This is a genomic window from Kitasatospora phosalacinea, assembly GCF_030268885.1.
GTDB lineage: Bacteria > Actinomycetota > Actinomycetes > Streptomycetales > Streptomycetaceae > Kitasatospora > Kitasatospora phosalacinea_C.
The window spans coordinates 21746-41628 of the sequence record NZ_BSSA01000046.1 but is presented as its reverse complement, the minus strand read 5'-3'; the positions used below and the strand labels follow the sequence as shown (position 1 = coordinate 41628).

Sequence of the window (19883 nt, the reverse complement as noted above, 5' to 3'; positions counted from 1 at the left end):
CGTACAGGGCCACGGCATCGGCCTTGAACTCGTCCGAGTAGTCCTTCATCGCCATCGGCGGTGTTCTCGCTTCCTCCGGATCAAGCAGATCCAGTATCAGCGTGTCCACCCATCAGGGCGAAGGCCCCTTCTTCGTGGGGGCGAGATCACCCCCCCTTCCATCCCCACTGGCTACTGGCCTGTGGAAAACTTTCGGCCCTGCGGTCACACCGGCCTTCGTCTGACCATCTATGGCTGTACGTGATCGACGCCGCACGTACATCCACCCGCTTCGACCCGGCTCGTCGGGGGTCCGAGCGGGGCGCGAGCACGAACGCGCCCTCATCCCGCTCCGCGCCTTCGCGCGCCCTGGGGCGAACCGGACTCGCTGTTCTGCCCGGCGGCCTTCCTCAGAGCCACGTCTCGGCCGACCCCCTGCAGCTGGGCCGCACGATGCGCCGTCGGCTGTCGGCAGCCGTGCGCGCCCTGGTCGAAGCGGGCGCCGGACTCTCGGACGCGGCGCAGTTGCTGCGGGTCGTCGTGGCGGCCAAGGCCCGCCACGACGCCGGCTGCGTCGCGCGCCTTCGGGTGCCCGAGTTGGCGCGGTGGATGGGGGTGGGCAACTCCACCGTGGACAAGGCGCTGGCCGAGCTGCGTCGCGCCGGTGCGCTGTACACCGTGGAACGGCGGGCGGCCTCCGGCGCGGTGACCGGGCTGGACTGTACGGTGCCGGGGCTGCGCGCAGCGGCCGCCGCAGGGACGGATCCCCTGGCCCTGCCCCGGGCGGAGCTGGCCACGCTGCTGCGCCTGGTGGAGAGGCTGTTCGGCCCGGGCTGGAAACACCAGGACGGTACGCGGACCCCGCCGGGGCTGCTCGCCTCGCGGGTGGGCCGCGGAGCGGCGACCGACCGGCTGGCGCTGGTGCTGCTGGTGCTGGAGGCGCGCGCCGATGGCCGGGTCCGGCTGTGCGGTGGGGCGGTGGACACGCGGGTGGGCCGTCCCGCGGCGACGGTCGCGCGCTTGGTCGGCAGCGGCATCCATGCGGGCGCGCGGGTCCTGGCGCGCCTTCAGCGCGCGGGTGTGCTGGAGCTGGTCCGCAAGCCCACCGCGTCCGGGCTGGCCGCGCGCGGGGAGATCCGGATCCCGGCGGTGGCTTCGGCGCACCGCGCGGCAAGCGGCACGGGAGCGTGCCGTCCCGCGATTTCAGACCCTGCGCTTGCGGCAGCCAGGGACCAGCACCCCGCCACCGCGGACAAGTCCCAGGTGGCAGCGGGCCCCGAAGCGCGCGCCCTGGAAGCAGCAGAGCCGGACGGTGCGGCAGACCTGCACACCACTCACACCCCGGTGGTTGCTGCAGGTGTAGAGGGTGAAGGTGCTGGGGTGGTCTCCGGCGAAGCCGCATCGGGGCCGGCCGCCGTCGCCGGTGGTGCGCGCGGGCGCACGAGGACCGGGGCCGCGCTCGCGCGGCCAGCCTCTGGGAAACCGGCTGGGGCAGGCGCGCTGCGCGCGGAGGGACAAACCCCTCCCATCTCACCCGATACCGGCCAGGAGCAGCGGCCGGGCGGCTGGCGGCAGGAGTGCGCGCGCAGCCGGGTGCGGACGGCGCTGGCGCCAGTGGCGTTCGTCCTGGACGCGATGACGCCGGGCCAGCGCGCGGTCGCGGTGCGGGCCGCCGAGGTCGTGCTGCGCACCGTGGCGCCGGAGTCCCTGGCAGCGCAGCTTGCCGCGCGGGTCGGTCCGATGAGCGTGAGCGGGCCGTTGGAGGACCGCGGCGTGATCCGCGATCCTCTGGCCTGGCTGCTGTCGCAGCTACCGTCGGTGACGCTGTGTGGCCGCTGTGGGGTCCGCGGAACCGCGGGGGCGCCGTCGGCCCGCAGCGCGGTGTGCGACCAGTGCGTGGCGCACGTGATGTCCGTCTTGGACCGCGGGACTCGGATCTGCCCGGTCTGCGGACGCCCGGGAAGCCGGCTGGGTGAAGGCGGGCAGTGCGGCCGGTGCGAGCACCGGCAGGTGCTGGAGCGGGCGGGCGACTGGGCGGCCGAAGCCGCGGGGGCCGACCAGGCGCACCGGCCGGGCGCGGGCGCGGCCGCCCGCCGAGCTGTTCTGGAAGCTGCCCGGGCGGCGGCCGCCGAGGCTGAGCGGAGGGGTGCCGGCCCGCTGCTGCAGGAGCTTGCTGCGCGCTTGGCTGCGCAGAACACGGCCGCGGAGTGGGTGTCCGGCTTCGGCGGTCGGGACCGCGCAGATCGGGACGCGTCGCGCGCGGAGGGCCCGGAGGCGTGGAGGTGTGCCGACGCGCGGTGCGCACGCCGCAGTACCGCGCGCCGTCCCAACTCGGGGCTGTGCTCTTCCTGCGACCACGCGCGCGAGCACCGTGAGGCCCGCGCCGCGCGCGTCGCGCGCATGGCCGCTGCCGTCGCCAGCGCGCCGTCGGGCGGGGAGGGTCGCGCCGCGCGGGAAGGGCTGGAGGGCCCCGCGACCGCGTCCAGTGGCCGGTAAGGGCGGCGCGCCAGAGCGGGCGCGCCGTCTTCGGTCCGGCTCCAGCCGCAGGGCTGGCGTGGGCCGAGAGCGTTGGCCGCGGCCGGGTATGGACATGCCCGGCGACCGGTGCCGGGCCTATGGACAACCCCTGCTGGCCGCCGTATTTCCCCTGGACAAACGCGCGACCGTCCGACGCGGAGCCGATGGACAACGTCTGCGGCCACGCTGGCGACCGAGCAAACTCCCTGGACAGAGCCGCGTTTCCCCTGGACAGACGTCGGCGCGCACGGTCCACGCCGGTGGATTCGCCAACAGCGTCAAGCGTGATTGTCCAGGGGAAACACCTAGCGGCTGTCTCGCCCGCGGGCGGGACAGCCGCGGCGCTACCCCGGGTGCGGCGGCCCTCCAGCAGTCGGCTGGGGCCGATGATCCGCCGCCCTCCTTCTGTGGTCCGCCTCCGCCCCCGGGCCCGGCATCAGTTGCTCCTGCTGGACTCCGGGAGCTGTTCGCCCGGTGCCCGCGCTCCGCGCAGCGGGGTTCCGCAGAGGGGTTCGCGCGCGGCGCCCGCGCGAGCGCCGCGTCCCTTTTCGAGCCGGGCGCGGCGTGCGCTGTTGCGGGTGTCCATCGCCGCGCGGCGCGCGCTGTCGGCCCCCAGGCGCGGCGCGCGGCGATGGACAAGAGCGTGAGCGCGCGGCGCGCGGGCGCGGCCGCGCGGGTGGATCGCGCACACGAATCCCCTGGACGAAGGCCCGGCGGCGCAGCTGTCCAGACGGCTGGCAAGGGGGGCCTCGGCACCTTGGCGTCATCACCCCGATCGACGCGAAGGGACGGACCCGGACATGGCACACCACCCGACCTCCGCCGGCACTGAGTCCGGCCCCCACGACTCCACCGACATGCGGATGCACCGCGCCTGGCTGCAGACGTGCCAGGACCCCCGGGCCGAGGCGGTCGTCGGCGGCTGGGCGGCCGAGAGCGAGCTCTTCGCCGACTGCACCAGCACCGGCGAGGTACTGGCGCTGCTGACCGAGCTCTACCAGGCGGGCGACTGGCCGGGCCATGACGCACTTCTCAGCGCGCTCCTCGACCGCGTGCCGCGTGGCGGCTACGAGGGCGAGGTCGCCTGGCTCGTCACTGTCCGTGCTCTGCTGCCGAAGGCGGCGCGGATGGCCCGCAGCCAGCTGCGTCCGGGCATCGACTTCGAGGAGGCGTTCTCCATCGTCCGTGGCGGGGATCCGCAGAACCTGTTGACTGTGCTGGCCCGGCCGCGCTGCCTGCGGGCGCTGCCCTGGCCGCCCGCACCGCGGGCGGCATGGTCGGAGCCCTCGACGAGGGGCTCGGTGTGTACGCCGCGCCGGCGTGAGGGGTGCTCGGGCCACCGGGCGACGCGTCCCGGCGTGGCGGGCGCTTCTTCAGCGGGTCGCGAGGGCCAGGAGGAGCGAGGCCGTGGCCAGGGCGAGGTAGAAGCCGGGGAAGTAGATGTTGTAGAGGACCCGCGTGCGGATGTGCGCGCCAACGGCGCCGAGGTAGAACAGCACCAGTCCGGTCGCGGCCGCGATGGCGAGCGGCGGGAAGGCGATCAGGCCGATCAGCAGCCCGGTGGCGCCGGCCGCCTTGGCGGTGGCGAGCCACGGAACCCAGTACGGCGGCAGCTTGACCTCGGCGGAGTTGGCCAGGACGAACTCGGCCTTGGCGAAGTCCGCGGCGGCGATTCCGGCGTTGGCCGCGATGGTGACGACGGCGACGATCACGTAGGCGATGGACACGGTGGATCCTTCTTGCGGGGCGGGGTGTTTCCTCGCCGTCCAGCCTCGCCAGCGCCCTGGTATGCGTCCAATACCTGCTTCTATAACCTGATGGGATGGATGTGGACACCCGGCTGCTGCGCGTCTTCGCCGCCGTGGCGCATGAGGGGAGCCTGACCCGGGCGGCAGAGCGGCTGTTCGTTTCCCAGCCCGCGCTGACCAAGCAGGTCCGGCAGTTGGAGAACCGGCTGGGCGTGCGGTTGTTCGAGCGGTCCCGGGCCGGCATGACGCTGACCGCGGCGGGTCGGGCCCTCTCGGCCCGGGCGCCCGGAATGCTGGCCGACTGGGACGCGGTGCTGCGCGAGACCAGGGGCGCGGCAAGCCGGGCCGAGCGGGTGCTGCGGGTCGGCTTCCTGGCCAGCGCCGCCAACGAGGCCACTCCGCGTATCGTCAACGAGTTCACCCGCCTCCACCCGGGTTGGCGGGTCGACATGCGCCAGGCCTCGTGGTCCGACCCGACGGCCGGTCTAGGCAGCGGGGACGTCGACGCCGCGCTGCTGCGGCTTCCCTTCCCTGGGCAGGAACGGCTGCGGGTGGCCGAGCTGTCCAGCGAGCCCCGCTGGGTCGCGCTGCCCTCGGCGCACCGGCTGGCCGGCCGCGAGGAGATCGCCTTCCGGGAGCTGTGGGACGAGCCCTTCGTCGCCGCTCCGGCCGAGACCGGATTGTGGAGGGACCACTGGCTCGCCGTCGACGAACGCGAGGGGCATCCGGTGCGGATCGGTGCCGTCACCGACCAGCCCGACGACTGGCTCAGCGCGATCGCCAACGGCTACGGCGTCGCGCTGGCCCCGGAGTCCACCACCCGCTTCTACGCCCGCCCCGGCATCGTCTACCGGCCCGTCAGTGGTGTCAGCCCCAGCCGGATCGGGGTCGCCTGGGCCCCCGAGGACGACGGCAACCCGCTGGTGCGGGACTTCGTACGGTGCTGCCGGGAGAGTGACTGAGGAACGTCGGGGGCGCGGGGAGGCCTACACCACCGGCGGCCTGTCCATGCGCGTGCACCCGACGGCCTACCCGGAAGGCGGATCCCCCAGCGTCCTGAGCTGCCGGACGTTGCATCAGCTCTGCGGCTGTACAGGGACTACCGCAGCTGCTGTCCTGGCTGGCGGGCTGTGCTGCGCGGCCGCGGGCAGGAAGGCCGGAGCCGGGTCCACCCCAGTCCCCGGCGCCGTCGCCCTCGTACTCGAACTCGCCCTCCGCGTTCCTCGGGAAGCGCTCTTCCATGGCCGGGGCGTAGAGGTCTCCGCTCCTCACCATAGGCGCAGGAGCGGGAGTTCGACCTCGGAGGGCATGATCTGTACCCGCGCGGCGATCCGGGCGGACGGGTTCCGGCCGAAGTGGTCGTGCAGCGCCTCGGCGATCTCCGCGAGGTGGGTCAACTCGAAGTCCGCCCGGCGCTCTTGGATCAGCGAGCACCTGGCGAGATCAGAGCCCACACCGCCACCACAACGGCAAGCACGGTGGCTCCGACGCTGAGATGCATCTCCCAGTTCACCCGCCCACCCCACCACGGCAGCTGGCCCCGGCGCGGGCGCCGTGCCGAACCCGTAACCCCTCCCGACGGGCGACTCGTTCACCAGGCAGCGGAGCGGTCTTCCCGAACGGCTCCGCGCTCGTCGAACGAGCGGGTACGTCGGCCTTGGGTGCACGTCCAACCCTCGGGAAGGGGATCCGGGTCGACGTACCCCGGTGAAGGGGCGGCACCTACTGGGTGCCGCCCCTTCACCGCGTCCCGGGCCGCCCGGCCGAAGAGGCTGCTCCGTCTAGGGTCCGTCTTCAAAGATGATCAAGCGGTGAGATCATCTGGGGCCTGATACGTCGTCATGAGCTGTCCGATGCCGAGTGGACCGTCCTCTCGCGGTTCCTGCCGAGTTCGGGGACCGCGGGTCGGCCGCGCAGTGATGACCGGGTGGTGCTGAACGGGATCGTGTGGAAGCTGCGGACGGGTTCGGCCTGGCGTGACGTGCCGGAGCGGTACGGCTCGTGGCAGACCCTGTACACGCGTTTTCGCAGGTGGGCGTTGGACGGTACGTTCTCGCGCATGCTGCGGCAGATCCAGGCCGAGAAGGACGCGGCCGGAGACATCGACTGGCTGGTGTCGGTCGACTCCACGATCGTGCGGGCGCACCAGCACGCCGCGGGCGGCAAAAAGTGCCCCTATGGTCTTCGTCAACCGGTGACGGTGGTTGGGGGTTGGTAGAGGGTGCCGTCTCTGAGCATGGCGAAGAGGACGTCGATGCGTCGGCGGGCGAGGGCGACGAGGGCGGCGACGTGGTGTTTGCCCTCGCGTCGTTTCCTGTCGTAGTAGGCGCGTGACTCGGGTTGGGACAGTGAGGCGAACGTGGCCAGGTAGAAGGCCCGTTTGAGCTGTTTGTTGCCTCGGCGGGAGGGGTGTTCGCCGCGGATGGAGGAGCCGGAGGCGCGGGTGACGGGCGCCAGTCCGGCGTAGGCGGCGAGGTGGGCGGCGCTTGGGAAGGTGCGGGCGTCGCCGACGTCGACGAGGATTCGGGCGGCGGTCCTGACCCCGATGCCGGGCATGGAGGTCAGGACCGGGGAAAGAGGGTGCGCCTCCAGTAGTTCCTCGATTCTCACGGCGAGGAGCTTTCGCTGGTCGAGGACCGCCGCGAGCGAGGAAGCGAGGCTGGGAACGATCAAGGCTGCGGCCTCGGTCCCGGGGACGGTGACGGTCTGCTCGTCGAGGGCGGTGAAGATGTCCTCGACGAGGCGCTCGGTCATCCGCGGGGCCTTGGGCCGTAGCAGTGCGATCAGTCTCCGGCGGCCGGCCTTCCTCAACTGGGCTGGTGAGCCGTGGCGTTCGAGAAGAGCCAGGACGGCCGGATGGTCGAGCCGCGGGCCCAGGACGCGCTCGAGCGAGGGGTGGATCTGGGTCAGCAGGCCCCGCAGCCGGTTCTTGATTCTCGTGGACTCGCCGGCGAGGTCGTCGTCGAAGCCGGCGATCATCTCGAGTTCGGCGACGGTCTCATCGCTCGGGACCAGGTCGCGCAGGGTGTGCTGCATGGTGCGGGCGGCGTCCGCGATGACGTGGGCGTCGCGGGCGTCGGTCTTCGCCTCGCCGGGGTAGAGGTCGGCGATCCGGCGCATGGTCAGGCCGGGCAGGTAGGCGATGCGGCAGCCGGTGTCGCGGGCGACGGCCAGCGGCAGGGCGCCGACGGTGGCCGGCTGGTCGACCACCACCAGCACGGTCCCGTGCTTGGCCTGCAGTTTCGTGAACAGTTCACGGAGCCTGGGCTCGTTGTTGGGCAGTGCCCTGTCGAAGACCTTCTTGCCGTTCGGCGTGAGTGCCGTCGCGTGGTGCTCGCCCTTGCCGACATCGAGTCCGAGATAGACGTCGATGCCGTCGGTGCTGGTCAATGCCCCTCCCCAGATCCCGTTCCCCGGCCCTGCGGCATCAGCGTGCTGGCATCCACGTTACGAAGAGCCTGCCTCACCCGAGTGCGGGATCGGCGCTCAAGCCCCTAATCAGCGGTCTGCCAACGCCTCCGAGCCCGGTGACACCACTTTTTCGATCATGGCCGACAAGGGGCGAAAGTCATGCCGGGCCGGGAGGCCGGGAACCCCGTTGCGGGGCCGCGAAAACGGTAACGGGGCCTTCGACCGGGACGAAGCGGGTGATCACGCCCTCGGCCGATCCCGTGGCGGACTGAGCACCAAACTCCACCTGGCCTGCGACGGGCGCGGTCGCCCGCTCGGCTTCGTCCTGACCGGCGGCAACCGCAACGACTGCACCCGCTTCGAGGCCGTGATGGCCGACATCCGCGTGCCCAGGATCGGGCCGGGCCGGCCACGAACCCGACCCGATCACGTCATCGCCGACAAGGGTTGCAGCTCCCGCAGGATCCGCACCTACCTGCGCGGACGTGGCATCCGGCACACCATCCGCAGGTGAGCGGGTGCCGGGGCACCCGCCATGACCGGCCGCCGCGGCACCGGGGCCGGAATGGCGGGTGCGGGCCGGGCCTACCGCTGCTGGTCGAGGCGCTGGTCGACCAGGTCGCGCAGCTGCCCGCCCGGACGCGGTACGGCTGGGCCCCGGTCCGGGCCGGGTACGGCCGAGCCGTGCCCGGCGGTTCGGCGGCGGACGTCCCGGCCTCGGTGGATGTACTCCAGGGCTTCGTGGGCGTGGTCGCTCACCCGGGGCTGGTCGAGGTGATGGGGCTCCCCGGATTTCCCACCCCGCGCTTGGGTGTTCCTCGGACCTGCTCGCGCGATTCCCCACCCTCTAGCGTCGGCCTGCGGACGGAAGTCGTTAGGGAGAGGGCCTCGCATCCGCTGGAGTCACCGGCACCGTCATGCGGAAGCCGCAGGAGTGTGCGAGGCGAGCAGGACTCGCAGGGGTGCGGTGTTGAGCGTGTCGGCGGTGGCGGCGTCGAGGGAGTCGTCCATGCCTTCCTCCCATACCTCGGGAAGCGCGAGCCCGGGCCGTCCCGCCCACGTGATGTCCGCCCTGGCCTGTCCGAGGGCGACGAGGCGGAGGTGGACCAGGCCCGCGAGCGCGTCGAAGATCCTGGGCCGGGCGAGGGTGCCGTCGACCAGGACGTACTCGGGGTCGGACTCGCGCAGTGCCCGGGTCAGGCCGGGCGCCTTCCGGCCCAGTAGGTCGGTGACCTGGTGGACGTAGGCGTGGGCGGTGCCGACGCTGATCCGGAAGCCGGCGGCGATCTGGGCGAGGGTGTCGTGCTTGCGGAGGTAGACCAGCGCGACCAGGGCGCGTTGCGAGGGTCGGAGTTTGCAGCGGCGGTCACCTTCGCGGGTGACGATGAGCGTGGTGACCCACTCGACGAGAGCGTGCGGCAGGTCCAGTGCGGCAGGATAGGTGACCAACGAGGGTTCCTGGCTGGTTGCTTGAGATGTGAGACATCTCGCTCAACCGCCCGGAGGCCTCGTTCGTTCTGCCCTCATTCCCACCGCTCGGCCATCACCCGTTCGGTGGCCGCCCTGAAAAGGCTCGTCGTCTCCGGCGGTGCGGATCCCCTGGAGCTGGGCGAGGGGGGATCACCGCGTGCTTGGGGTCGTACTGCGGGGGCTGGACGCCGTCCACCGGGTTGTTCTCGGAGGGGCCGAGCCGGTGCGCGTCCAGCAGGATCATCTTCAGGCGGACGAACGCGCGGGTCTGGGCGGCGAGGCAGGCCCCGTCGCGTTCCATCGTCCCGACGAAGGCCTCCACGACCTTGTGGTCGGAGGTCCCCGCGCGGCGACTGCCGAACGTCGGGAGGAGGTGGTGTTTCAGAGTGGACTCGAGCATCCGCAGCGAGGGCGGACCCTGGTGACGCTGGCCCTTGAGCCACTCGGCGGCGTAGGCCGAGAACTGCATCCCGCCGTACTTCTGGATGCGGCTCCGCCTTGTGCTGGCTCTGCGGGGAGTTCTTGCGCGCGTGGTGGACCTCGGCGAGCCTGGTCCTGGCCTTCTGCTGGGTGGCGAAGCCGGACTCCTCGGTTTGCTGCCCCGGAAGCCGACGGGGCGAACGCTCGCTCGATCCGGACGCGGCGGTCGGTCCTCACTGCTGCCCAACGACCGGCCTGCCCCGGGTTACCCCTCCGGCCGTGCCCTCGGTGCCCCGGCCGGGGTTGATCGGGAGGTGAGCTCCTCTTCCACTGCCCGACCGCTGGTCCTCGGCGCAGGTCCGACCGCCTTGATCCCCAATCCGGGCAGCAGCGGCAGCCCGGACCATCCGGTCCTCAGCACCGCCGGCGGCCGGGCCGCCGCCCGGCTGCTGCAGCTGTGCACCGTCGAGGTCCCGGTGCCGGCAGCCGCGGCCACCGCCGAGCTCGGCGGGCTGCTGCTCGAGGAGGGCCCGGTCACCTGCCAGGCCGCGGCCGCGGTGCTGGAGCAGCTGAACGCCGCTGCCCGGACTGCCGGGGTCGACCTGTAGAGCGGAGGCGGTGGACGGTTTCGGTGCACGTAGGCTGGCGGCCTGGCCCTCGTGTCGACGAGCGCGAGGGCCAGGCCGTCATCGGTGGTGGCGGCGGATGTGCGGCTATGGTGCAGCCCGTCTGCGTTGCTACTTCTGCGCTGTGGAGGATGCGGAGGGCGGCATGAGGCAGCGGGTGCTGACACTGATGGAGAGCCAGTGGACACCGCCGGTGGTGCCGACGTCGATGAAGTAGCGGCCTTCATCGTGTTTGGCGTACAAGAGCACGTCGGGCTGGCCGTCCACCGTCTCGCGGTAACCGGTGATGCGGAAGCCCTCCTTCTCCAGGGCGGCCCGGATCTTGCGGACGGCTTCGGGGTGCTGATCCACGGGGACCGTACTGGCGGCATGGTAGGCGAGGGTGTAGCGGCCGTCCTCGACGACCTCGCCGTTCTTTCCCTCGCAGTTGCTGAAGTAGGGCTTGATGGACTCCGGCGCCACAGTGACACCGCCGACCTCGGCCAGGTGCTCGGTCATGCGCTGTGCCCATGTCTGGGCCTCGCTCTTGGCCATGACGGGCAACGGCTCGTTCGGATCTGGGCTGTTCACGCAGCCTCCCAGGAGTAGTGACAGGAACAGGACTGTGGCGGCGTTCAGATGACGGCGCGTGCGGAATTTTGGTCGAGGCATGGAATTCGGTCTCTCTGCGGCAGCCGGCCTCAGAGGCCGGGCACAATGGCGGGAGGCTCGTCCCGGTGGTTGTCGACGGTGTTCGGCCGCCGTCCGGCGATGATCCGTCCCTGGTTGTTCAGGCTTTCGCTGTCGGGGTCCCAGTAGCCACTGTGTCCATGGGTGTCGATGGCGAGGGTCTGCCCGCCGAAAGCACCGAGGGTGGGGTCGGGGCCGAGGGTCGCCCCGGTGACGAGGCTGATGTTGTCGTCGGCTGCGGTGCCGGCCCAGAAGTGGTCGGGATTGATGTGGAGGTTCCCGGCACTGTCGGTGTCCATGCCGGGGCTGGCGATGGCGACGATGTCGTCGGCCTGCAGGCCCTGGCCGCCGGCTGCGGCGGCCCCGACCGCGGTGGTGCCGTAGCTGTGGCCGATGACGGTGAGATTGCTGCGGTGGTCCCCTTCGGCGACGCGCAGGCCGTCGGTGAAGCGGCGCATGTCCTCGGCTCCGTCCTCGGTGCGGCCGGGGGTCATGACACTGCCGCTGAACTCGGGTGCGTCGTAGCCGAGCCAGGAGATCACCGCGACTTTCGATCCCGGGTCCGCCCTTTCCGCCGAGTCCTGCAGTCTGCCGATGCGGTCGATCTGGCCCGACGTGGAGGTCATCGTCGTGCCGGTACCGGGGACCAGGACCGCGGTGTGGTCGGCGGTGTCCGGGTTGCCGGTGGACACCACCGCCTTGCCGTCGCCGCTCGCGTCCACCTGGAGCAGGAACAGCTGATGCTGCCCGTCCGCCGCGTCCCCCTTCTCGAGCGCCTCCTTGAGGGCGTGGAGATTGGTCTGGCGCTGGTTCCACTCCTCGTAGGTGATGCCCGACCCCTTGGCGTTTCCGGCCTTCAGGGTGTCGAGCTGCTGCTCCACGACGAGGCGGTTGGCCTGGTCCCGCACCGTGGCGGGCAGGCCGTCCAGGCGGCCGATCTCCTCGGGATGCAAGGTGATGTAGCTCTGCTGCTGTTCGGGCGTCAGGGACTTCCACCACTCGGCGCTCTGCCGGGGGTCCTTGTTCTCCGGGATGTACGGGGCGGCGAGGCCCAGGTCCTTCGCGACGTCCTGGACGTCCTTCGCGGACTCGCTCGCGGCACCGTCCACCCGGATCTGGGTGAGGACGTCGGCGCTGAGCCGTCCGAGTGCGCGGGCGCCCTGGTCGCTGGCCTCGCGGGCGGCGGTGAGCGCGGCGTTGATGCGGTCCTGGACCTGGTCGCGCAGCTGGACCTGGTTCTGCCGCTCCTCGCGGGCGTCCGGGTCGTGGCGGTCCGGTTCAGCCTGCGGCGGCAGGCCGACCGTGCCGTCGTCGGCCACCGGCAGGTGCCACTCGTCAGCCCGCTGGAGGGCATTGGACAGGTTCGTCCTGGCCTGGTCCATCCGCTCCGCGACGGTGTCCAGCACCAGCGCCACCGACTCGGCCTCCACCCGCACGACTTCCAGCTTCTGCTCGGTGGACTCCATCGTGAAGAACGCGCTGTCCGCATCCTTGCCCTGCCAGTGCCCCCGCAGCGGCCCGCTGACCCGGTGCCGGTGCTGACCGTTGAACTCCTCCGACGCCACCGACAGCCGACGCCACCTCCCGGCGCTCTCACGCAGCCCGGCGGGATCGAAACGCCGCAGCAGCACGAAGTCCCCGCTCACCGCTGCCCCTGCCGCTGCCACATCTCGGCGATCTGGCCGTCGTTCCACTCGTGCCCCTGCGCGCTGGCCTCCAGCGCGCAGGCAGTGGTGACCAGACGCTCCGTCAGCTTCCCGAACACCGGGTCCCACCCCTGCGCGAGACTCTGCAACTCCCCTCCGATCGACCACCCGGCCAACTCGCTGCCCGTCGAACGACTGGAAGCGATCGCCGCCGCGCTCGGCTGCTGCAGTTCCTCACCGATGCTGCGCGCGGCTGCCGCCGAAGCCCTCAACTCGGCCGGGTCCACGCTGATCTGTTCGCTCACTGATCCCCCCTCGGTCGGTGACACAAGCGGCGATCATACGGTCACGCAGCGACACGTGGTATCCGTACGAGTACTCAGCTTGGCGTTTATCCTCGTCGGCTTTGATGTTCCTTGATCGAGTCGGCTCGTTTGGCCGTCTTGCCGACGTTGTGGCGTGGGGCCCGGTGCTTGTTCTTCGAGCCGGGAGGCCGTCCCGGGCCTGGCCGGGACGGTTTCGGTGCGGCTGCCGGACGGGCCGCTGTCGCGCGGATGTTGCGAAACCCCCGGCGGACGCGGGCGGGGGTGAGACGGCGGGGTTCGGTCGCCGGTCGCTCCCAGGGCCGACGTACGTCTTCGGCCAGGGGTCGGGCGAGGCGGATCTGGGTGTGGGCGGCGATGATCAGCCAGGTCCACAGATCGGCGGTGTCGGCGTGGCGGATCTTCGGGGCGGTCCAGCCGAGGGTCTGCTTCATCAGCCGGAAGGTGTGCTCCAGGTCGAATCGGCGGAGGAAGGACTGCCACCACAGGTCCACGTCCGTGCCGGTGGCCGCGGTGGCCGAGCACCACAGCCAGACCGGTTTCGGGTCCCGGTCGCCCGGCAGACGCTCGACCTTGAGCCGAATCAACGTGCCGTGCAGGACGGGTAGTTCCTCCTCGGCGTGGTCCAGCCAGGGGCCGCGGTGGGTGAGCCGGGGGTGCATCCGGTCCCAGGCCGTCGCCTCGGCGGTGCCGTAGCGGGTGGTGTCGGTGGCCGTGGCGGTGTCGGGGGTGTGCCAGGTGTCGGGTTTGGCGAAGGTGAGGACTCCGCCGTGTCGGCGGGGTCGCCCGCCCTTCGGCCCGCGGCGGTCGGGGCCGGGGTCGCGGAGCATGACCCGGTCCGAGCGCAGACGACCGAGCAGAACCACCGGCAGGTCGGCCAGGGCGTGGGAGAGGTAGGTGACGTCGTAGCCGGAGTCCATCACGATCAGGATCTCCGGGTCGCCCGGCACCCAGTGCCCGGCCCGGAGCAACCGCTCGACGACACCGCGCAGTTGGACGGCGGTGACGGCGGTAGCGTCGTCGGCCGGCCCGAGCCGCACGGCATCCAGCAGCGCGACCCAGGAAGCGCGGCCGGATTCCAGCGCGGCGACGAAGGAGTACGGCCAGCCCGGAACGAACTGGTCCCGGCTGCGGTCCCCGCGCCCGTAGACATGGCAGAACAGCCGCTCGTCGCTTGTCGGGGCGTCGGGGCGGAGCCAGTTGCTCACGTCCACGGCCAGCACGATCCGCCCGTCGGCCGCCCGCGGCAGCGGCAGGCCGGCCAGGACCTCGCGCAGTCGGGCGGGCTCGGCCCAGCCCCGGTCCAGCCCCTGGTACAGCGCACCGTGCCCGCGCCGGTGCTCGGCCGCCAACGACAGCTCGACCAGCGTCCTGACCGGCCCCTCCGCACACAGCACCGCGTCCGTGAGTTCGAAGAGCACATCCGCGCGGGCGTAAAGGCACTCGTAGAACTCGACCCGAAAGCGGGACAGGACACCCAATGCGTCACCAGCGGGCACATCGGCAGGCAGACTCATACACAGCGGCCGTTCTCTCGTGCTTCCTGACTCGACACCTCGAAGCGTGGAGAACGGCCGCCTCTGCTGTCCCGGGAAGAACCGCAGATCAGCAGGTCGAGTGACGTGCGTGGATAAACGCCAAGCTCAGATCGCCGACCTGCACCACCAACGGCCCCACAACCGCGCACCGGCCCCATGGCAGACTGCGAACGCCGAGCCGACGGCAAGGAGGTGAGCGGATCAGCCCGGTCCGCCCCGCTCGTGCGCCCGGGGCGCTCGGCCGCCCTACCCCCGCGAGGGCCTGCTGGCCCCGTAGTCCTACCACCTGCGCGACGTGGTGCGCTCCACCACCCTGCGCCGGGCCGACGGACCACCCCGCGACCGCTGCTCTGAACAGGACTGGGCCGCCACGGACACCCGCACCTTCGACGCGCTCGGCGAGCAGTGGACCAACACCGCGGACGCCGGGCGGCGCCTGCTGGTCGCGTGTATGCGCCAAGGCCTCGCCCTGGCCCGCGACCACCGCCTCGACCTGGGCTGGCCCGCGGACGCGGCATGGGTGGCCGCACCGGTCGCTTCGGTCGCTTCGGCGTCCGGGACCATCCCCGCACCCGCGGGGATGCTCCCGCGACGTGGATTCGGACGAGGGGCTTGTCGTTCTCCTCCCCGCACCCGCGGGGACGGCCCCGTGAGCACCATGCTGGTCACCCCTCACCCCTCTCGGGCCCCTCGCGCCCAGGCAGGAAGGCCTGCTGCTGTGTCAGAGGGCCGTGGAAGCATGCGCCCGCACCACCACGCTCCTTGACACCTCCACAGCACAACCGAACAACAACCGACCACCGACGTGGCACCCCCCGACCGCCAGACGCGGAACCAGGTAGCCACGAAGTCTGACCCCGCCCACACCCTGAAAGCCTCCAACCCCCAGCAGGAAAGGAAAGTGACGTTATGCCGCAAATATCCGAATCCTTGAAGATGGCGGATTCCCGAGCCACCCGCTCGTAACACCGCAGGTCAACAAGACTGCTCCCCGCGCCCGCGGGGATGACCCCACCGACTGTGGGAGGGATCTGCTATGGCTGCTGCTCCCCGCGCTGATGGCGCTCTTTGAATTTGGCTCTGGCCGGAGTTTCGTGAAAGGGCCTGGACTTGTCAGCAGTCAGGGCAGTCCGAGACGTCGGGTAGGGCGGGAAAGGTGCGGTTTCCCCGCAGCCAGTCGGTGAGCCACGCCGCCAGGGTGAACCTCTCCGGGAACAACTGGTGGTGCCTGCACAGTGTGTTCGGGTCCCAGCCCCACATCTGTCCGTGGGGGCTTCGGAGATCGATGTGCCACCAGATCGCGCAGCCCAGGGTCACCAGCGGTACGACGTGGTAGGGGTAGATGTCCCACTCCTCGGGCGGCTGCGACCAGTGTCGGTAGACGTCGAGGAGGGATTCCTCGTCGCTGTACCACCTGCCGTTGTCGGTGAGGGACACCACGTTCCCGTCGACGCCGAATCCACCGTCGGCGACCTCGCAGTAGACCCTGCGCAGCAGCGGCGGCATCGGCCCTCCCGATACGGCCTCGAACTCGTCCGCGGCTGCGGACGGCGCCGGCGGAGGGAGTTCGTTCTGTCCGGCGAACTCACGGATTCTCGCGATGATCTCGTCGTCGGTCCACGCGGCAGGATCGGTCACGACGGACACCGTAGAGGAGGCCGGTGACAACGGCATCCGATCGGTTCCTGGATGGAACCACCGCGGTTACGGCCGGATGAGGACCCGGATGCGGAGGAGTCGGAAAGAGGCCCGCCCGTACATGGCTCTCTTGAGCGTTTTGACCCGGTTCACATTGTCTTCGACCTTGCCGGAGCTCCATTCGAGGGTGAGGTCGGCGGTGACGGCGGCGAGGTCCTGGCGGAGGAACCCGGCGAACGACCGCATCGGCGCCTGAGCGTCCTGCTCGGCCTGGCCGATCCAGTCCGGCAGGAGGGCGCCGAGGCGGTTGGTCATGAGGTCGTGGAAGCATCGGGCCAGGTCCTAGGCGCGGGCGATGTCCGGGCAGGCGATCCTGACGTCCAGCAGCCTGTCCTGCTCGCGTTCGGCCAGGGTGCCGGTCGGCCGCATGACCCAGGAGGTGATCCGGCGCGGGCTGGGGACCTCCGCGCGGACGGGTTCAGCGGTGCCCTCACGCAGGGAGGCGACGTGGCGGCGCACGGCCAGGACGCTGCCGCGGTAGCCGCGTTCGGTGACCTCGCGGAAGAGCTGCTGGGCGCTGGTGCACCCGGCGGCGAACCTGCTGTTCACGTAGGGCTTGAACGGGTCGAGCAGCCCCTGCCTGCTGGCGTCGAACTCCCGGGCGGAGGTGAGGAGTTCGTCCAGCGGGGTGGTCTTGGAGCGGCGGACGGTCTTGCGGTCGAGCCGCAGGTGGCGGGCGATCGCACTGATCGCCCACTTCTGCTCCAGCAGCCGGTGGACGTCCGCGTGGCGGTCGTGGGTGCGCTCGACGATCGGAGTGCGGGGCTCCTGGAGGATCGGCAGGTCGATCGCCGGCGGCTCGGGCGGCATCGCCCGGTCGGCGTGTCTGCGCGGGCGGGCGCGGTGCTGGTGGCAGGTTTTCTCGACCGCGGGGGGCAGGTTCTGCAGTAGGTGCCAGCGGTCGGCGGCCTTGATCGCGCCGGGTGCGGCTTCCTTGACCGCCCGGCCGTAGGCGCCGGCGCGGTCGCGGCAGACGATCTCCGCACCGGGGTGCTCGCGCAGCCGGGCGGCGAAGGTCTCCGAGGTCCGGTCGGGCAGGACGTCGACGACGCGGCCGCTCTCGACGTCGCCCAGCAGGGTGCCCCAGGTGCGGCCCCGGCGGAAGGCGAACTCATCGACGCCCAGCACCCGCGGCGCCCGTTTCGGCACTTCGGGTGCTTCCAGCAGTCCGAGGAGCCGGGTGCGGTCGGCTGTGAAGACCCTCTCCGAGGGGGTGGACACGTTCGCGTGTGACAGCGTGTTCTTCGCGGACGTGCGCGGCTCCATGGTGGACCTGGTCCAGGCCGTCGGGCGGGCACTGCGCACCACCCCCGACAGCGGGAAGGTGGCCACGATCGTAGTGCCGGTGCTGCTCGCGGCCGGGGAGAGCGGGGAGGACCTGCTCACCTCCAAAGCCTACGACGGCCTCGCGAAGGTGCTCCTGGCGCTGCGGGCCCACGACGAGGCCGCCGTCGAGCGCCTGGCGGTACCTGCTGCACGACTTCCCACCGCACACCACCGTGTACGGCTACTTCAAGGAGTGGGAGCACGACGGCACCACCGAGCGTATCCACGACACGCTCCGCGACCCATGAAGGTCTCGATTCTGACATCGGTCTACAGCTTTCGGGTGCCGCTTTTGCAGCGGGCAACGCGAGCGGCTGGCGGGGCTGTCCGACGGCCAGCCAGGTCCTCGCACAGGTCGCCGGAGACGATGGTGCCGCGCCCGGGACGGACGGCCCAGCGCACTCCCCGGCCGCGACGCCGCCGCGTGGCGGGGTGGGCGCCCACAGGCCGTCGCGGCGGGAGCTTCAACGCGGTGCTCCCTCGGCCGCCAGCGTCGGCACCTCCGACAGCGCGCTGCTGCTGGCCCACGGACCGTCAGCGGCCCGGCCCTCCGGTGGCGGTGACGGTGGAGAGTGCCGCCTCGAGCCCGACCGGCAGGTCTGCGGGGTCGAGCAGAGTGGTGTGCGGGGGCGGGGTGGTGAGTCCGGAGTCGACCGCGACGAAGGTGGTGGCCGGGCTGCTGCCGCCGACCGGGGCGATAGCGGTGGCGAAGGCCGGTCCGACGGTCACCACCAGCGCGCAGTGCCGGTTCAGCAGTCCGGCGAGGAGGGCCTGTGCGCGCGCCGGGTCGGCGGCGGGCTCGACGAACTGCTGCAGGTTGCTGCTCCGGGCCGCGGCCGACCGTTGGAGCGCGGTCCAGACCGCGGACACGGTGTCGCCCCGGGCGGCGGTGGCGGAGTCGGCGGCCAGACAGACCCGGGGCCGCTCCGACACGTTGTTCGCGACCACCTGGGGACGGGGTTCGGGATCGGGCCGCCACCAGGCCCACCCGGCAAGTGCCGCACCGATCAGGACCAGGACGGTCGCCGCCACGGCGAGCAACCGCCCGCTGCGGGGCGGTCCTTGACGGGGGATCATCGAGCCCTCGACTTCGGTCGTGCAGCTCGTACAGCTCGTGCAGCTGGTGCGGGCCGTCCGGGGCGGGCCGCCGCGGTGGTTGCGGCTGGCTCGGGCCGGCCGGGTGCCGCGCGGGTCCAACCGGCCCGGCGCCGCCACCACACGAGTGCGGCGGCAGCGAGCGCTGTGCTGGTCGTGGCGGAGCCGACCGTGACGGCCGTCGAAGGGCCGCCTGCCGCAGCGGCCTCCGGTGCCGGGCGGTGGAGCAGCGGGTTGTCCGTCGCGGGCGCTGCGATGACCGAGTCGACAGCCGCGAGCGGGTCCAGCAGTCCGTAGCCCGTGCGTGCGTCGGGGCGATCGCGGTGGTCGCGGGTGCTGTCGATCAGCCGTCGGATGGCCTGTCCGGCGGTGTAGTTCGGATGTTCGGCGCGGACCAGGGCGACGGTCGCGGAGACGTAGGCGGCGGCGTAACTCGTGCCGTCGGCCACCAGGTACTGTCCGCGGTTGTTCGTCGAGTAGATGCCGGTGGCCGGTGCGGCGACGGCGACATGGGGGCCAGACTCGCTTTTCCGCCAGAACGCGCCCCCCTCGTCCGATCCGGACACGCTCACCACGCCGGGAAAGGACGCCGGGTAGATTTCCGGGTTTCCGCCGTCCCCGTCGTTTCCGGCGGCTGCGACGATGACGATGTCCTTGCCCTGGGCGTATTCGACGGCTTTCCGGAGGACCGGGTTGGGGAGCTGCGTGCCCAGCGAGACGTTGACAACCGAGGCGCCGTGGTCGGCCGCCCAGACGATTCCCCGTGCCAGGGCGGCCGGTTCGGCCGCGGCGTCCGCGGCCACCCGGACCGGCAGGATGCGGGCGCCCGGGGCGAGTCCGGTCATCCCCTGGCCGTTCTCGGCCGCACCGGTGCCGGCGATGATCCCGGCGACGGCGGTGCCGTGGGAGTCGGCGGAGGCGTCGAGCTGTCCGCCATCCGTCGGGTCGCCGACCTCGTCGGTGCCGGTCAGGAGCCGGCCGGCCAGGTCGGGGTGGCCGGCGTCGACGCCGCTGTCCACGACCGCGACCGTGACACCGTCGCCCCGGCTGAACGACCAGACCTGCTCCGCGCGGAAGTGCGCCTGGTCCAGGGGCCATTCGTGCGGGCGGACCGGTGCGCCCGCGGCCGTCGGCGCGGCGGTCACGGCGAGCAGGACCGCGAGCGCGGCAGCTCCGCCCGCGCGCGACAGGACGCGGTGCGGCACGGCGCGTGGTATTCGCATGCGAAATGACCAGTTCTGATATGGAAGTGAAGGGGACGTCGGTCCGACGGGCCGTCGGAAGGCCCGGAATACCGGCCCGCTGGATCGTACTCAGGCCCCCGGCCCTGGGGTAAGTGGCGCCGGCGGGATCTTCGACAAAGATTCGGTCGACGTATGTTCATGGGAAAGGAAAATATTTCGCCCGGGCCCCGGGG

The 19883-nt window shown here is 71.7% G+C and carries 18 protein-coding genes and 3 pseudogenes; 6 read left to right on the top strand and 15 right to left on the bottom strand.

The window, feature by feature from the left end; translation table 11 throughout:
• The first annotated feature begins 240 nt into the window (after positions 1-240).
• On the top strand, positions 241-2475 hold the full coding sequence (locus QSK52_RS37120; protein ID WP_285740691.1) for a hypothetical protein: 2235 nt from the start codon (positions 241-243) through the stop codon (positions 2473-2475).
• A gap of 1394 nt (positions 2476-3869) precedes the next feature.
• On the opposite strand, the gene QSK52_RS37115 is transcribed toward QSK52_RS37120, so the two are convergent.
• Positions 3870-4223, bottom strand: coding sequence for a DoxX family protein (locus QSK52_RS37115; protein WP_285740690.1), 354 nt, complete (start codon positions 4221-4223; stop codon positions 3870-3872).
• Between the two features lie 95 nt (positions 4224-4318).
• Here QSK52_RS37115 and QSK52_RS37110 point away from each other — a divergent pair, with 95 nt between their 5' ends.
• A complete protein-coding gene (locus QSK52_RS37110) occupies positions 4319-5206 on the top strand; it encodes a LysR family transcriptional regulator (protein ID WP_285740689.1) in 888 nt (295 codons plus the stop codon).
• Between the two features lie 306 nt (positions 5207-5512).
• On the opposite strand, the gene QSK52_RS37105 is transcribed toward QSK52_RS37110, so the two are convergent.
• Positions 5513-5698 carry a hypothetical protein gene (locus tag QSK52_RS37105; RefSeq protein WP_285740688.1) on the bottom strand — a complete coding sequence of 62 codons (186 nt, stop codon included), beginning with the start codon at positions 5696-5698 and terminating at the stop codon, positions 5513-5515.
• 362 nt (positions 5699-6060) lie between these two features.
• Here QSK52_RS37105 and QSK52_RS37100 point away from each other — a divergent pair, with 362 nt between their 5' ends.
• A complete protein-coding gene (locus QSK52_RS37100; RefSeq protein WP_435053471.1) occupies positions 6061-6462 on the top strand; it encodes an IS5 family transposase in 402 nt (133 codons plus the stop codon).
• Here QSK52_RS37100 and QSK52_RS37095 read toward each other — a convergent pair.
• A complete protein-coding gene (locus QSK52_RS37095; protein ID WP_285740687.1) occupies positions 6432-7634 on the bottom strand; it encodes an IS110 family transposase in 1203 nt (400 codons plus the stop codon). The two genes, QSK52_RS37100 and QSK52_RS37095, sit on opposite strands and share 31 nt — an antisense overlap.
• A gap of 265 nt (positions 7635-7899) precedes the next feature.
• On the opposite strand from QSK52_RS37095, the pseudogene QSK52_RS37090 reads away from it, so the two are divergent.
• Positions 7900-8160: pseudogene (locus QSK52_RS37090) on the top strand (transposase); the annotation flags it as partial.
• 80 nt (positions 8161-8240) lie between these two features.
• Here QSK52_RS37090 and QSK52_RS37085 read toward each other — a convergent pair.
• The 3 genes and pseudogenes from QSK52_RS37085 to QSK52_RS37075 form a co-directional block, all read right to left on the bottom strand.
• Positions 8241-8414 (bottom strand): hypothetical protein, encoded by a 174-nt coding sequence (locus QSK52_RS37085; RefSeq protein ID WP_285740686.1) that lies wholly within the window; start codon positions 8412-8414, stop codon positions 8241-8243.
• A gap of 354 nt (positions 8415-8768) precedes the next feature.
• A pseudogene (locus QSK52_RS37080) lies at positions 8769-9104 on the bottom strand (helix-turn-helix domain-containing protein); the annotation flags it as partial.
• Positions 9105-9198: 94 nt separating this feature from the next.
• Positions 9199-9594, bottom strand: coding sequence for a hypothetical protein (locus QSK52_RS37075; protein WP_285740685.1), 396 nt, complete (start codon positions 9592-9594; stop codon positions 9199-9201).
• Between the two features lie 319 nt (positions 9595-9913).
• Between QSK52_RS37075 and QSK52_RS37070 the strand changes: the two genes are divergently transcribed.
• Complete coding sequence (locus QSK52_RS37070; protein WP_285740684.1) at positions 9914-10153, top strand: hypothetical protein; 240 nt, start codon at positions 9914-9916, stop codon at positions 10151-10153.
• A gap of 129 nt (positions 10154-10282) precedes the next feature.
• Here QSK52_RS37070 and QSK52_RS37065 read toward each other — a convergent pair whose 3' ends face one another.
• The 7 genes from QSK52_RS37065 to QSK52_RS37035 all read right to left on the bottom strand — a co-directional run bounded on the left by QSK52_RS37065 (position 10283) and on the right by QSK52_RS37035 (position 17431).
• A complete protein-coding gene (locus tag QSK52_RS37065) occupies positions 10283-10741 on the bottom strand; it encodes a hypothetical protein (RefSeq protein ID WP_285740683.1) in 459 nt (152 codons plus the stop codon).
• Positions 10742-10851: 110 nt separating this feature from the next.
• A complete protein-coding gene (locus QSK52_RS37060) occupies positions 10852-12486 on the bottom strand; it encodes an alpha/beta hydrolase (RefSeq protein WP_285740682.1) in 1635 nt (544 codons plus the stop codon).
• Positions 12483-12791 carry a hypothetical protein gene (locus QSK52_RS37055; protein WP_285740681.1) on the bottom strand — a complete coding sequence of 103 codons (309 nt, stop codon included), beginning with the start codon at positions 12789-12791 and terminating at the stop codon, positions 12483-12485. The genes QSK52_RS37060 and QSK52_RS37055 overlap by 4 nt, the downstream gene beginning before the upstream one ends.
• An 86-nt stretch (positions 12792-12877) precedes the next feature.
• Positions 12878-14326 (bottom strand): NF041680 family putative transposase, encoded by a 1449-nt coding sequence (locus QSK52_RS37050; RefSeq protein ID WP_285740680.1) that lies wholly within the window; start codon positions 14324-14326, stop codon positions 12878-12880.
• Between the two features lie 1134 nt (positions 14327-15460).
• Positions 15461-15985: a hypothetical protein gene (locus QSK52_RS37045; RefSeq protein WP_285740679.1), complete on the bottom strand. Its 525-nt coding sequence runs from the start codon at positions 15983-15985 to the stop codon at positions 15461-15463.
• Between the two features lie 66 nt (positions 15986-16051).
• Positions 16052-16300, bottom strand: coding sequence for a transposase (locus tag QSK52_RS37040; protein ID WP_285740678.1), 249 nt, complete (start codon positions 16298-16300; stop codon positions 16052-16054).
• A gap of 27 nt (positions 16301-16327) precedes the next feature.
• On the bottom strand, positions 16328-17431 hold the full coding sequence (locus QSK52_RS37035; protein WP_435053468.1) for a transposase: 1104 nt from the start codon (positions 17429-17431) through the stop codon (positions 16328-16330).
• A gap of 74 nt (positions 17432-17505) precedes the next feature.
• Here QSK52_RS37035 and QSK52_RS39610 point away from each other — a divergent pair.
• Positions 17506-17595 (top strand): annotated as a pseudogene (locus QSK52_RS39610) (transposase); the annotation flags it as partial.
• Between the two features lie 310 nt (positions 17596-17905).
• On the opposite strand, the gene QSK52_RS37025 reads toward QSK52_RS39610, so the two are convergent.
• The gene (locus QSK52_RS37025; RefSeq protein ID WP_285740694.1) at positions 17906-18448 is read right to left on the bottom strand and encodes a hypothetical protein; all 543 of its coding nucleotides are present in this window, start codon (positions 18446-18448) and stop codon (positions 17906-17908) included.
• Positions 18445-19671 (bottom strand): type VII secretion-associated serine protease mycosin, encoded by a 1227-nt coding sequence (gene mycP / locus QSK52_RS37020; protein ID WP_285740676.1) that lies wholly within the window; start codon positions 19669-19671, stop codon positions 18445-18447. Before mycP ends, QSK52_RS37025 begins: the two co-directional genes overlap by 4 nt.
• Between the last annotated feature and the right edge of the window lie 212 nt (positions 19672-19883).

Bases quoted from the DNA above. Each gene is read 5' to 3' on its own strand.
- QSK52_RS37040 (WP_285740678.1), bottom strand. From the start codon at position 16,300: ATGACCAACCGCCTCGGCGCCCTCCTGCCGGACTGGATCGGCCAGGCC.
- QSK52_RS37110 (WP_285740689.1), top strand. From the start codon at position 4,319: ATGGATGTGGACACCCGGCTGCTGCGCGTCTTCGCCGCCGTGGCGCAT.
- QSK52_RS37025 (WP_285740694.1), bottom strand. From the start codon at position 18,448: ATGATCCCCCGTCAAGGACCGCCCCGCAGCGGGCGGTTGCTCGCCGTG.
- QSK52_RS37050 (WP_285740680.1), bottom strand. From the start codon at position 14,326: ATGAGTCTGCCTGCCGATGTGCCCGCTGGTGACGCATTGGGTGTCCTG.
- QSK52_RS37075 (WP_285740685.1), bottom strand. From the start codon at position 9,594: ATGCAGTTCTCGGCCTACGCCGCCGAGTGGCTCAAGGGCCAGCGTCAC.